10 protein-coding genes are annotated in these 12,762 nt (G+C 71.7%); 8 read left to right on the top strand and 2 right to left on the bottom strand.

The genetic code is table 11. The features are described 5' to 3' along the window. The first annotated feature begins 130 nt into the window (after positions 1-130). The 5 genes from ACFW22_RS21815 (at position 131) to ACFW22_RS21795 (ending at position 6,741) form a co-directional block, all read left to right on the top strand. Complete coding sequence (locus ACFW22_RS21815; RefSeq protein ID WP_386407155.1) at positions 131-976, top strand: DegV family protein; 846 nt, start codon at positions 131-133, stop codon at positions 974-976. A 362-nt stretch (positions 977-1,338) separates the two neighbouring features. Next, complete coding sequence (locus tag ACFW22_RS21810; protein WP_386407152.1) at positions 1,339-2,271, top strand: helix-hairpin-helix domain-containing protein; 933 nt, start codon at positions 1,339-1,341, stop codon at positions 2,269-2,271. Further along, a complete protein-coding gene (locus tag ACFW22_RS21805; protein ID WP_386407149.1) occupies positions 2,268-4,787 on the top strand; it encodes a ComEC/Rec2 family competence protein in 2,520 nt (839 codons plus the stop codon). Before ACFW22_RS21810 ends, ACFW22_RS21805 begins: the two co-directional genes overlap by 4 nt. Before the next feature lie 149 nt (positions 4,788-4,936). Beyond that, entirely contained in the window at positions 4,937-5,746 is an 810-nt protein-coding gene (locus ACFW22_RS21800; RefSeq protein WP_386407146.1) for an arylamine N-acetyltransferase, read from the top strand. Between the two features lie 98 nt (positions 5,747-5,844). Next, the gene (locus tag ACFW22_RS21795; RefSeq protein WP_386407143.1) at positions 5,845-6,741 is read left to right on the top strand and encodes a YceI family protein; all 897 of its coding nucleotides are present in this window, start codon (positions 5,845-5,847) and stop codon (positions 6,739-6,741) included. Here ACFW22_RS21795 and ACFW22_RS21790 read toward each other — a convergent pair. Continuing rightward, positions 6,738-6,980: a hypothetical protein gene (locus ACFW22_RS21790; RefSeq protein ID WP_386407140.1), complete on the bottom strand. Its 243-nt coding sequence runs from the start codon at positions 6,978-6,980 to the stop codon at positions 6,738-6,740. The genes ACFW22_RS21795 and ACFW22_RS21790 overlap by 4 nt on opposite strands. Before the next feature lie 71 nt (positions 6,981-7,051). On the opposite strand from ACFW22_RS21790, the gene holA reads away from it, so the two are divergent. Beyond that, a complete protein-coding gene (gene holA / locus ACFW22_RS21785) occupies positions 7,052-8,041 on the top strand; it encodes a DNA polymerase III subunit delta (protein ID WP_386407137.1) in 990 nt (329 codons plus the stop codon). A gap of 294 nt (positions 8,042-8,335) precedes the next feature. On the opposite strand, the gene rpsT is transcribed toward holA, so the two are convergent. Next, entirely contained in the window at positions 8,336-8,602 is a 267-nt protein-coding gene (rpsT, locus tag ACFW22_RS21780; protein ID WP_093876150.1) for a 30S ribosomal protein S20, read from the bottom strand. A gap of 185 nt (positions 8,603-8,787) precedes the next feature. On the opposite strand from rpsT, the gene lepA reads away from it, so the two are divergent. Next, the gene (gene lepA, locus ACFW22_RS21775) at positions 8,788-10,653 is read left to right on the top strand and encodes a translation elongation factor 4 (protein ID WP_386407133.1); all 1,866 of its coding nucleotides are present in this window, start codon (positions 8,788-8,790) and stop codon (positions 10,651-10,653) included. Between the two features lie 197 nt (positions 10,654-10,850). Then, complete coding sequence (locus ACFW22_RS21770) at positions 10,851-12,728, top strand: AMP-dependent synthetase/ligase (protein ID WP_386407130.1); 1,878 nt, start codon at positions 10,851-10,853, stop codon at positions 12,726-12,728. Positions 12,729-12,762: the final 34 nt, after the last annotated feature.

Below are 12,762 nucleotides of genomic sequence, written 5' to 3'. Positions count from 1 at the left end.
GTCCCCTCCCGTCCGCACCGCTCCCGACCCGTCCCGTCACGGTGGACGTCCATGAGCCCGGCCCTGCGCCGTGTGCATCAGGTGGGGGCCGGTCTGCCGTGTTGCCGCCCCGAAGGGTAACCTCCCGCTCATGTCCCGGCATGTCGCGATCCTCACCGATTCCACGGCCTACCTGCCACGCCAGACGAGGGAGCGGCACGCGATCGTCACGGTTCCGCTGACCGTCGTCATCGGCGACCGCGCCCTTGAGGAAGGCACGGAGATCTCGGCAGGGGCCCTTGCCGAGGCCCTACAGAAGCGCCGGCCCGTCACGACCTCGCGGCCCAGTCCCGAAGTCTTCGCCGAGGCCTACCGAGAGGCCGCGGCAGCGGGTGCGAAGGGCGTCGTCTCGCTCCACCTGTCCGCGGAGGTCTCCGGAACCCACGACGCTGCGGTCCTCGCGGCGAAGGACGCGCCCCTGCCGGTACGGGTGGTGGACACCCGCATGGTCGGCATGGCGCTGGGCTTCTGCGCCCTTGAGGCGGCCCGGGTCGCCGAGGCCGGTGGCTCCCTCGACGAGGTGGTCGCGGCGGCCGAGAAGCGCGCTGCCGGAACCTCCGCCTACTTCTACGTCGACACCCTGGACTATCTGCGCAGGGGCGGGCGGATCGGGACCGCGCAGGCGCTGCTCGGCTCCGCGTTCGCGGTGAAGCCGCTCCTCGAACTCGACGGCGGCCGGATCGAACTGAGGGAGAAGGTCCGGACGGCCTCGAAGGCCATCGCCCGCCTGGAGGAGATCGCCGTGGAGCGGGCCGGGGCCGGTTCCGTCGACATCGCCGTGCACCACCTCTCCGCACCGGAACGGGCCGCCGCCCTTGCGGAACGCCTCCGGGACCGCGTGCCGGGGCTCGAGGAGCTCCAGGTCAGCGAGGTCGGTGCGGTCATCGGCGCACACACGGGCCCCGGTCTGCTCGCGGTCGTGGTCTCCTCGCGCTGAGACGGTCGTGCCCGGGCTCGGGTTTTCCCGCGCCCTGCGGGGAGAGGGTTTCTCCGCCACCCGCACGGGTGACGGAGTTCTCCACAAGAGAACCCCCGTCCACAGAGAACGGGTGGGGCCCGCAGAGGACGGCCGCGATCCCTAGCGTCACGGTCATGACTCTTCGCACACGCATCGCATCGATCGCCCCGGGAACCGCGCACACGGCAGGAGCTCCGACGGGCGGGCCGGGCCGGGTGCCGGGGGCGGGCGGGCGCAACCGTCCCGGAGGGCCCGGCGTGCTTCTCGGCCGGCGTCGTCACACCGGTGGAGGGCGGACCTCGTCCCCGTCCGTGGGTGCCGTACGGCGGCGTGGAGAGGCCTTGTTCCCGCCCGAGACCCTGCAGGTCCCCCAGGTCCCATACGCCCCGCAGGCCCCCCAGGTCCAGCAGGCCCAGCACGCCTCGGTGGAGGCTTCGCCGTCGATCGGCCCGTCGCAGATCCCCGGGGAGGGGGCCCCGGGGGTGCGAAAAGCTCCCGAGGCCCCGGAGCGAGGCTCCCCGCCAGGGGCGCGGGAGCGGTTTGCTGCGGCGCTCCGCGACCGGACTCCGACCTGGGTGCAGACCCGGTGCGGGCTGGAGCCCAGGACGCTGGCGGCGCTGACGACGGTCCTGCTCCTGGCGGTGGCCCTCGCAGGCGGTTACTTCTGGAGCGGCCGGCCACAGCAGGTGCGGGTCCCCGAGACCGTCCGGGCCGCTCCTGCGGTTGCCGCGTCCGGGTGGCGCGCCGGGGCAGGCCCGGCACCGGGGCCCGGGACGGTTCCGGTGCCGGAGCGTGGCGCACCGGACGCGGAGGCCGGCGCAGCACCGGGGCCTGCTCCCGGGGCCCGGGTCGTGGTCGACATCGGTGGAAAGGTGCGAAGGCCCGGGGTGCTGAGTCTGCCTGCGGGTTCCCGGGTGGCCGACGCCCTGCGCGCGGCCGGCGGCACGGAGCCCGGTGCCGATCTCACCGGCGTCAATCGGGCCCGGGTGCTGTTGGACGGCGAGCAGGTCCTGGTCGGTCTGCCCGGGGTCCCGGCCGGTGCCCCGGGGGCGGGCGGCGCCATCGGGGGAGGCGGGCTAGGAGCGCCCCTGAGCCTCAACGCGGCCACCGTGCAGCAGCTCGATTCCCTACCCGGCGTGGGTCCCGTACTCGCCCAGCACATCATCGATCACCGGACGGAGCACGGCGGTTTCCGATCGGTCGCGGAACTGCGGGAGGTCAGCGGCATCGGAGAACGTCGGTTCGCCGACCTCGAACCACTGGTCAGGCCGTGAAGCGCGACCGGTCGGCCGGCACGGAGCGGGTCGGGGGAGGACCGACGCGGCACGAGGGGCCGACCGACCTCCGGCTCGTTCCCCTCGCGGCGGCGGCCTGGGCGGCAGCGGCCTGGGCCGTGGGCGCCACTGGGTGGCGGACGTTCGCCTGTGTCACGGCGTGCCTGCTGACCGGCCTGTTCCTCCTCGTGTGGGGCGCGAGGCGGTGCCGTGCCACGGGCGGCGGCCCTGGAACGTCGGCCTCCCTGACCACGCCCGGGAGGCGGTTGTGGTGGACCGCGTGGTCCGGGGCCCTGCTCTGCGCGGCGGCCGGAGCCGCTGCGGCGGGGCTGCACGCGGCGGACCTGCGGAGGGGACCCGTTCCGGGGCTGGCGCGGGAGTACGCACGGGTGCGGCTGGAGGTGGTGGTCACCTCCGATCCGCGGCTCACCCGACCCGCGGTGCGCGGCAACGCGGTGGCACCGGTCTCGGTCCTCCTGGACGGCGAGGTGACCCGGGTCGAGCAGTCGGACGGCACGGTCCACCGGACCAGGGCACCGGTCCTGCTGATCGTGCCCTCCGGGGAGGGACGGGAGGACTGGCTCGGGCTCCTCCCCACCACCCGACTGCGGATCGACGGTCGACTCGCCCCGCCGCTGCGTTCCGGAGCGCCTTTCGCAGCCGTCCTCAGGGCCGGTGGAGCCGGGCCACCGCACACCATCGGTCCGCCGAGTGCGCTGCAGAGGACCGCGGGAAGACTGCGCGCCGGGCTCCGGACGGCGACCGCGGGACTCGACCAGGACGCAGCGGCCCTGTTGCCGGGGCTGGTCGTCGGAGACACCTCGCGGGTCGGCCCCGAACTGCGGGACGCCTTCGAGGCCACCGATCTCACCCACCTCTTGGCGGTTTCCGGAAGCAACCTCTCGATCGTCTTGTTGCTGCTCGTCGGGAGGCCCGGGCGGGCACACCGGGCGGAGCGGCGCGGGCTCGCGCCGAGGATCGGATTGTCGCTGCGGGCCACGGCACTGGCCGGGGGAGGGCTGACGCTCGCCTTCGTGATCGTCTGCCGCCCCGACCCGAGCGTGCTGCGCGCCGCGGCCTGCGGGCTCATCGCGCTGCTGGCGATCGGAACCGGGCGTCGCAGATCGTTGGTCCCCGCGCTGGCCGCCGCCGTCCTGGCCCTCGTGCTCCATGACCCCTGGCTTGCACGGAGTTATGGATTCCTCCTTTCGGTCCTGGCCACCGGGGCGCTGCTGACGATCGCCCCGCGCTGGAGCGAGGGACTGCAACGGCGCGGGGTGCCCGGCCGGCTGGCGGAGCCGTTGAGTGCGGCACTGGCGGCACAGGCGGTGTGCGCTCCGGTCGTGGTGGTGTTCGCCGCCCGGCTCAGCCTGGTTGCCGTACCGGCGAACCTCGTCGCCGAACTGGCGGTGGCTCCGGCGACGTTGTGCGGATTCGCCGCGCTCGGTCTGGCAGCGGTCTGGATGCCGGCTGCCGAGTGCGCGGCCTGGCTGGCGGGATGGCCGGCCGGGTGGATCGCCCGGGTCGCCCGCGCGGGGGCCGCACTGCCGGGGGCCACGTTGACCTGGCCCGGCGGCTGGTGGGGCGGGCTCGCCCTGGCCCTGCTCACGGTGCTGGTGGTCCTCGGTGCGCGCAGGCTGCGGTACCGGGGAGCGGTCGGTGCCTGTGCGGCGGCTCTGCTTCTGGTCGCGGTGGTGCGCCCGGCGCCGCTGGTGCGATGGGCCACGGGGTGGCCGCCACCGGGCTGGGTGCTCGCCATGTGCCAGGTGGGTCAGGGAGACGCGACGGTGCTCGCGGCGGGCGGGGACTCCGCCGTCGTGGTGGATGCCGGACCGGATCCCGAGCCGGTGGATCGCTGCCTGCGCGAACTCGGCGTGCGACGGGTGCCGTTGCTGGTGCTCACCCACTTCCACGCGGACCACGTGGCCGGACTTCCCGGGGTGTTGCGGGGGAGGTCAGTGGGCGCGATCCAGACCACGGGGCTCGAAGAGCCGCCGGACCAGGCCGCGTTCGTGCGACGGACCGCGGCCGTCGCCGGGGTGCCGGTGATCCCTGCGAGACCGGGCGAGCGGTGGCGGGCGGGGGACCTGGAGTGGCGGGTGCTCTGGCCGTGGAACAGCGCCGAGGGGGCAGCGGTGTCCCGCGGCGGGCCCAATGACGCCAGCGTCACGCTCCTCGTGCATGCTGCCGGAGGGGTGCGCCTGCTGCTCCTCGGCGACCTCGAACCACCGGCCCAGCGGGCCTTGTGGCGGGCGCATCCGGACCTCGGGCCGGTCGACGTGCTCAAGGTCGCCCATCACGGTTCCGCGCATCAGGACCCGGGCCTGATGCGGAGGGTGCGGCCTCGGCTGGCGCTCGTGTCGGCGGGGAGGGACAACCCCTACGGCCACCCTTCGCCCAGGACCTTGGCGATGCTGCGGGCAGGCGGTGCGCAGGTGCTGCGGACCGACCGGGACGGGACGGTCGCCGTCCTCGGAGCGGAAGGGGGACTCGTCGCGGTACCGAGAGGAGGGTGAGCCGGTGCCGGGGTGAAGGGGAAGGGCCAGCGGAGGAAGCTTCCCCGCGGAACCCGCACGCCTGCCGGAGACCAAGGACACCCCCTCCGGGGAGGAGTCGCCACGGCATCCGACGGACGCGGAACGGGAGCGGGCGGGAGACTGCCTGCATGACGACACGTGATCATGCCCGCATCGAGGCCTATCTGCATCGCATCGGTGCCGAGCGGCCGTTGCGCGCGGACAGCGCCGCGCTGCGCGAACTGCACCTGCGGCACCTGCGGACCGTGCCCTTCGAGAACCTGTCGATCCATCTCGGCGATCCCGTCGTCCTGGACGAGGAGGCGCTGGTCGACAAGGTGGTCGCTGCCCGCAGGGGCGGGTTCTGCTACGAACTCAACACGGCGTTCGCCGTGTTGCTGCGCGGGTTGGGGTACGAGGTCGAACTCCTTCAAGCACGGGTCATCGGGCCGGAAGGGAAGCCGGGCATCCCGTACGACCACATGGCCCTGCGCGTGGAGTCGGCGGACGGGAAGCGGTGGTTGGCCGACGTGGGTTTCGGCGACCACAGCCACTTTCCGCTGGAGTACGGGGCACGCGACGACCAGGAGGATCCGGGAGGGGTCTTCCGGATCGTGGAGACGACCGATGGCGACCTGGACGTGCTGCGGGACGGGAAGCCGCAGTACCGGCTGGAGCCGCGCCCCCGGGCGCTCGCCGACTTCGCGGCCGGTGCCTGGTACCACCAGACCTCGCCCGACTCGCACTTCCCCCGCTCCCTCATCTGTTCCCGGCTCACCGAGGAGGGCCGCGTCACGCTCAGTGCGCCGAAGCTGATCGTCCGTACCGGCAGCGGTCGCGAGGAGCGGGTCCTCGACGGAGAGGAGGCGGTGCGGAGCGCGTACCGGGAGCTGTTCGGCATCGAGCTCGACGTCTTGCCGGTCGTCCGCGGAGGAGTCACCAATTCGGACGCTCGGTGATACTTGAGGTCACTCGCCCCGTTTGCCTCGAACACCCCAAGAGTGATCGAATGCAATTTCGTTGCATTGTGAATGAATCGCACGGGGGTGCGTGAAGAATGTTCGGTCGTCTCTTCGGGAAGCGTGCGGCGGGTGCCGTGCGCGGCGGACCGCTCGGCGATGTCGCCGTACCGGCGACGGCGGGCCTGCTCAGCTGCCGGGTGCTCGATCCCGTTCACGAGCCGGTCCGGAGGGCTGCGTTCGTCGTCAGCGACGCCGAGGGGCGCAAGGTCATGGCCGGCGAGACCGACCCCTACGGCACGGTCCTCGCGACCGTGCCGGCGGGGGAGTACCGACTCGCCGTCACCTCCGAGGGGTACGCGCCCTACCGCGGTGGCGCGGTCGTCACCGCAGGCGAACACCAGGGGCTCGGCGACGTCTTGCTCCAGTTCGCTCCCCAGCCCCCGCTCCCGGCACCGGGCGACTGGGAGATCGACCCCCTGCACTCCCGGATCGGCTTCACGGCGCGCCACATCGGCCTGGCCCGGGTCCACGGGCGGTTCAACGGCTTCTCGGGGACGGTCCGGATCGCCGACCGCATGGAGCGTTCCTCGATGCGCGTCGTCATCGATGCGGCCTCCATCGACACCGGCGTGCGGATGCGCGACGACCACCTGCGCTCCGGTGACTTCCTCGACGTCGGCGCCCATCCCGTGCTGGAGTTCTCCAGCGAGCGCTTCGTCCACCGCGGCGGCAGCCGCTGGGCCGTCACCGGGGCGCTCACCCTGCACGGAGTGAGTCGCACGGTGACCCTCGACACGCAGTACCTGGGCCTCGGGAACGGCCTGCAGGGCGAGCCCCGGGGCGCCTGTCGCGCCACCACCGAGCTCCACCGGGAGGACTTCACGCTCACCTGGCAGGCGATGCTCGCGCGGGGCATCGCGGCCGTCGGGTCCAGCATCAGCATCGACCTGGACGTCCAGATCGTTCCGAAGGCGGGGGCCCCGGGCTCCTAGGGAGCTTCGAGCCAGCCCTCGTACTCGGCGGCCAGCGCGTCCAGCGCAGTCGGATCCAGACGGGCTTCCGGGTCCTCGACGACCACCAGCCACTGGGCGTCCTCGGCGTCGTCCTCGCCGGCCAGGGCGTCCCGCACCAGGTGCGGCTCCTCGGCCACGCCGAAACGGTCGGGGAGTTCCTCGGCGACCTCCTCGGCCGCGTCGCGGTCGGGAAGCACCAGTACGTGTCGTTCGCTCACCCCGTCATTGTCGTCCTCGCGTCGGCCATCGCGAACTCCGGTGTCAGCGGCCCGTGGGATGCTGGAGCGCGATGGCCACCAGAAAGACTTCCCCCGACGACCTCCTCGGCCCCGTGACGCTCGCCGTGGGGCAGGAGGACCTGCTCCTCGACCGCGCGGTCCAGGAGGTGGTGTCGGCCGCCCGGGCCGCCGACGCCGACACGGACGTGCGCGACCTCACCCCGGACCAGCTCCAGCCCGGGGCGCTGGCAGAGCTCACCAGCCCCTCGCTCTTCGCCGAGCGCAAGGTGCTGATCGTGCGGAGCGCGCAGGACCTCTCCGCCGACACGATCAAGGACGTCAAGGCGTACCTGGCCGACCCGGTCGAGGACATCTCGCTCGTGCTGCTCCACGCGGGCGGGGCCAAGGGCAAGGGCCTGCTCGACGCGGCGCGGAAGGCGGGGGCCCGGGAGGTCGCCTGCCCGAAGACGACGAAGCCGGCGGAGCGCCTGACGTTCGTGCGGCAGGAGTTCCGGGCGCTCGGCCGCTCGGCGACGGCGGAGGCCTGCCAGGTGCTCGTCGACGCCATCGGCAGTGACCTGCGGGAGCTCGCGTCCGCGGTCGCGCAGCTCGTGTCCGATGTGGACGGCACGATCGACGAGGCCGTCGTCGGGCGCTACTACACGGGCCGTGCCGAGGCCTCCTCCTTCAACGTCGCCGACCGTGCCGTCGAAGGCCGCGCGGCCGAGGCACTGGAAGCGCTGCGCTGGTCGCTCTCGACCGGAGTCGCGCCGGTCCTCATCACCAGTGCGCTGGCGCAGGGCGTGCGGGCGATCGGCAAGCTCTCCTCGGCGCGGGGCGGGCGCCCCGCCGACCTGGCGCGGGAGCTGGGCATGCCGCCCTGGAAGATCGACCGCGTCCGGCAGCAGATGCGCGGTTGGACCCCGGACGGGGTGTCGCTGGCGCTGCGCGCGGTCGCGGAGGCGGACGCGGGGGTGAAGGGCGGGGGGGACGACCCCGAGTACGCCCTGGAGAAGGCGGTGGTCGCGGTGGCGCGGGCGGCAAGGATGCGGCGGGGCTGAGGCCCGCCGCGGGGAGCCGGGCCGGAGCGGTGGGCCGCGCGGGGCTTGCCGGGTGCCGGCGCTCCGGTGTCGGACCTGCGGCCCGCTGTCGGGCCCTCCCGCCCGCCCCGCGGAGCGGGTACGGCGAAGGCCCCGGTCTCCTGGGGAAGGAGAGGACGGGGCCTTCGACGTTCAAGCAGATGGGCTCGCACCCGCGTGGCGAACGCGTCCGCGCGCGAGTCCTGGTTGGCCGGGCGGGAGCGGGAGAGAGGGCCCGCTGGGTCCCGTACGGCCGGTGGAGCGTGAGATCAGAGCTCAGCCCTGGAGGGAGGCAACCTTGATCGCCAGCGCCGACTTCTTGTTGGCGGCGGCGTTCTTGTGGATGACACCCTTCGAGACAGCCTTGTCGAGCTGACGCGAGGCGGCGCGAGTGGCAACGGTGGCCTTCTCGAGGTCGCCGGCGGCGACAGCCTCACGGGCCTTGCGGATCGCGGTCTTGAGCGAGGACTTGACGGCCTTGTTGCGCAGGCGCGCCTTCTCGTTCGTCTTGTTCCGCTTGATCTGGGACTTGATGTTCGCCACGAAAAGAGCCTTTACAGGTTCGGTGTTCCTTCTGGATGCGCCGCGCAGCTGAGAAGGCGTACGAGGCACAGCTGTCCACGGTATCAGCCACCCTCAGGGCGGCCCAAACCGGGCGCCGGGCGGCGGGCATGGGACCATGGTGTCTACGTATCCGTTCTGAACATCGCCCGAGACGAGATCCCTGCGTGCCCGCGACTCCTACCAACGTGCCCGAGCCGAGCCGTACCGACCCGGCTCTGATCCGCAACTTCTGCATCATCGCGCACATCGACCACGGCAAGTCCACGCTCGCCGACCGGATGCTCCAGCTGACCGGTGTGGTCGACCAGCGGCAGATGCGCGCCCAGTACCTCGACCGGATGGACATCGAGCGGGAGCGCGGCATCACGATCAAGTCCCAGGCGGTGCGGTTGCCCTGGGCGCCGACCGAGGGTCCGGCCCAGGGCAGTACGCACATCCTCAACATGATCGACACCCCTGGGCACGTCGACTTCACGTACGAGGTCTCGCGCTCCCTCGCGGCCTGCGAGGGCACGATCCTGCTGGTCGACGCGGCCCAGGGAATCGAGGCACAGACCCTCGCCAACCTCTACCTGGCGATGGAGAACGACCTCACGATCGTTCCGGTCCTCAACAAGATCGACCTGCCGGCCGCGCAGCCCGAGAAGTTCGCCGACGAGCTCGCGAACCTCATCGGCTGCCAGCCCGAGGACGTCCTCAAGGTCTCCGCCAAGACCGGCATGGGCGTCGAGGCCCTGTTGGACCGGGTCGTCCAGGACATCCCGGCTCCGGTGGGCGTCGCGGACGCCCCCGCCCGCGCGATGATCTTCGACTCGGTCTACGACTCGTACCGCGGTGTCGTCACGTACGTGCGTGTCGTCGACGGGCAGCTCAACAAGCGCGAGCGCATCCGGATGATGTCGACCGGCGCCACCCACGAGCTCCTGGAGATCGGCGTCTCGTCCCCGGAGATGACCTCGTCCGACGGCCTCGGCGTCGGCGAGGTGGGCTACATCATCACCGGTGTGAAGGACGTCCGCCAGTCCAAGGTCGGTGACACGATCACCTCCCAGCACCAGGGCGCCAGCGAGCCGCTCGGCGGGTACAAGGACCCGAAGCCGATGGTCTTCTCGGGGCTCTACCCGCTGGACGGCTCCGAGTACCCGGACCTGCGCGAGGCGCTCGACAAGCTGCAGCTCAACGATGCCGCGCTGGTCTACGAGCCGGAGACCTCCGCCGCGCTCGGCTTCGGTTTCCGCGTCGGCTTCCTGGGGCTGCTCCACCTCGACGTCATCCGTGAGCGGCTGGAGCGCGAGTTCGGGCTCGACCTCATCGCCACCGCCCCCAACGTGGTCTACCGCGTGGTCATGGAGGACGGCAGCGAGCACACGGTGACGAACCCCAGCGAGTTCCCCGAGGGGAAGATCAGCGACGTCTTCGAGCCCGTCGTGCGCGCCACCATCCTCGCCCCGAGCGAGTTCATCGGCGCGATCATGGAGCTCTGCCAGACCCGCCGCGGCACCCTGATCGGCATGGACTACCTCTCCGAGGACCGGGTCGAGATCCGCTACACCCTGCCCCTCGCCGAGATCGTCTTCGACTTCTTCGACCAGCTGAAGTCCAAGACGCGCGGATACGCCTCGCTCGACTACGAGCCCACCGGCGAGCAGGCGTCCAGCCTGGTCAAGGTGGACATCCTGCTGCACGGCGACAAGGTCGACGCCTTCTCCGCCGTCACCCACAAGGACGCCGCGTACGCCTACGGCGTCCGGCTCGTCGCCAAGCTGCGCGAGCTCATCCCGCGGCAGGCGTTCGAGGTGCCGATCCAGGCCGCCATCGGCTCCCGGGTCATTGCCCGCGAGACCATTCGAGCCATCCGGAAGGACGTCCTCGCCAAGTGCTACGGCGGTGACATCTCCCGGAAGCGGAAGCTGCTGGAGAAGCAGAAGGAAGGAAAGAAGCGCATGAAGATGGTCGGCTCGGTGGAGGTGCCCCAGGAGGCCTTCATCGCCGTCCTCTCCAGCGACGAGTCCTCCGGCAAGAAGAAGTAGCCGGACCGTCGGGAAGCGCCGTTCCGTGCAACCAACGGGTCCACGTGCCGTGTGCGCGTGGGCCCGTTCGTTATGAAGCGACGCCCTGCAGCCCCTTACGCGCCGGTCCCCCGCCCTTTAGTCTGAACCCGGCTCGAAGGTTACTCGCCAGTTAGTTACGAACCACCAGAAGGCACCGCCGCCGCCCGGAGGACGTCGTGAGCGACACACAGACCCAGATCGAGAACCGGCCGCCCTCCGTGGCGACCCTCTTCCTTGAGCGCGTCGAGCGGACCCCGGATGCGGAGGCCTATCGCCACCCGGTTCCCGCTGCTTCCGGCAGCGGACCGGACGACTGGAAGTCGCTCAGCTGGGGACAGGCCGCCGAGCGGGTCTACGCGATCGCCGCCGGCCTCATCGACCTCGGCGTCCGGCCCGAGGAGCGGGTCGCCCTCGCCTCCTCCACCCGGGTCGAGTGGATCCTCGCCGACCTCGGCGTGATGTGTGCCGGCGCCGCGACCACCACGGTCTACCCGCAGACCAATGCGGAGGAGTCGGCGTTCATCCTCTCCGACTCCGAGTCGAAGGTCCTCATCGCCGAGGACGCGGCCCAGGTGGCCAAGGCCGTCGAGTGCCGAGCCGACCTGCCCGACCTCCACCACGTCGTGGTCATCGACCCGGCCGGCGTCGACACCGGGGACGAATGGGTCGTGACCCTCGCGGACCTGGAGGCCCGCGGCAGGGCCTACCTGGAGGAGCACCCCGACGCCATCAAGGAACGCGTCGCCGCGATCACCTCCACGCAGCTCGCCACCCTGATCTACACCTCGGGCACCACCGGCCGCCCCAAGGGCGTGCGCCTCCCGCACGACAACTGGTCGTACATGGCCAAGGCCATCGCCGCCACCGGTCTCGTCACCCAGGAGGACGTGCAGTACCTGTGGCTGCCGCTCGCCCACGTCTTCGGCAAGGTCCTCACCTCGGGCCACATCGAGGTCGGGCACGTCACCGCCGTCGACGGCCGCGTCGACAAGATCATCGAGAACCTTCCGGTGGTCCGGCCGACCTACATGGCCGCCGTGCCCCGCATCTTCGAGAAGGTCTACAACGGGGTCGCCAGCAAGGCCCGTGCCGGCGGCGGCGCCAAGTACAAGATCTTCCAGTGGGCGGCCGGCGTCGCCCGCGAGTACGCCAAGACCACCCAGGACAACTTCCGCCGCACCGGCACGGCCTCCGCGCCCTTCGGCCTCTCGGCCAAGCACAAGGTCGCCGACGCGCTCGTCTACGGCAAGATCCGCGAGGCCTTCGGCGGGAACCTGCGCGCCTGCATCTCCGGTTCCGCCGCCCTCGCCCCCGAGATCGGGTACTTCTTCGCCGGCGCCGGCATCCACATCCTGGAGGGCTACGGCCTCACCGAGTCCTCCGCGGCCTCCTTCGTCAATCCCGGCGAGGCCTACCGCACCGGCACCGTCGGCAAGCCGCTCCCCGGCACCGAGGTCCGGATCGCCGACGACGGCGAGATCCTGCTGCGCGGCCCCGGCATCATGGAGGGCTACCACGGCCTGCCGGAGAAGACGGCCGAGGTACTGGAGTCCGACGGCTGGTTCCACACCGGTGACATCGGCGAGCTGTCCGCGGACGGCTACCTCCGGATCACCGACCGCAAGAAGGACCTGATCAAGACGTCCGGCGGAAAGTACATCGCCCCGGCGGAGGTCGAGGGCCACTTCAAGGCCGTCTGCCCCTTCGTCTCGAACATCCTCGTCCACGGTGCCGACCGGAACTTCTGCACCGCCCTGATCGCCCTCGACGAGCCGGCCATCCTCGGCTGGGCCGCCGAGCACGGGCTCGGCGGCGCGTCGTACGCCGAGGTCGTCGCCGATGCGCGGACCCAGAAGCTGGTCCAGGGGTACGTCGACCGTCTCAACGAGGGGCTCCAGCGCTGGCAGACGATCAAGAAGTTCCGCCTGTTGCCGCGCGACCTCGACATCGAGCACGGTGAGCTCACGCCGTCCCTCAAGCTGAAGCGGCCGGTCGTCGAGCGGGCGTACAAGGACCTCATCGAGGAGATGTACGAGGGCTCGCGCGAGGCCTGACCGGCGAGTGGGAGGGTCACCCCGGGCAGTACGG

The sequence above is a fragment of the Streptomyces sp. NPDC058872 genome (genome assembly GCF_042743065.1).
In the GTDB taxonomy this organism is placed as follows: Bacteria; Actinomycetota; Actinomycetes; order Streptomycetales; family Streptomycetaceae; genus Streptomyces.
Note: the sequence above shows the minus strand (reverse complement) of the source record. Positions and strands in the feature narration are given on the sequence as shown.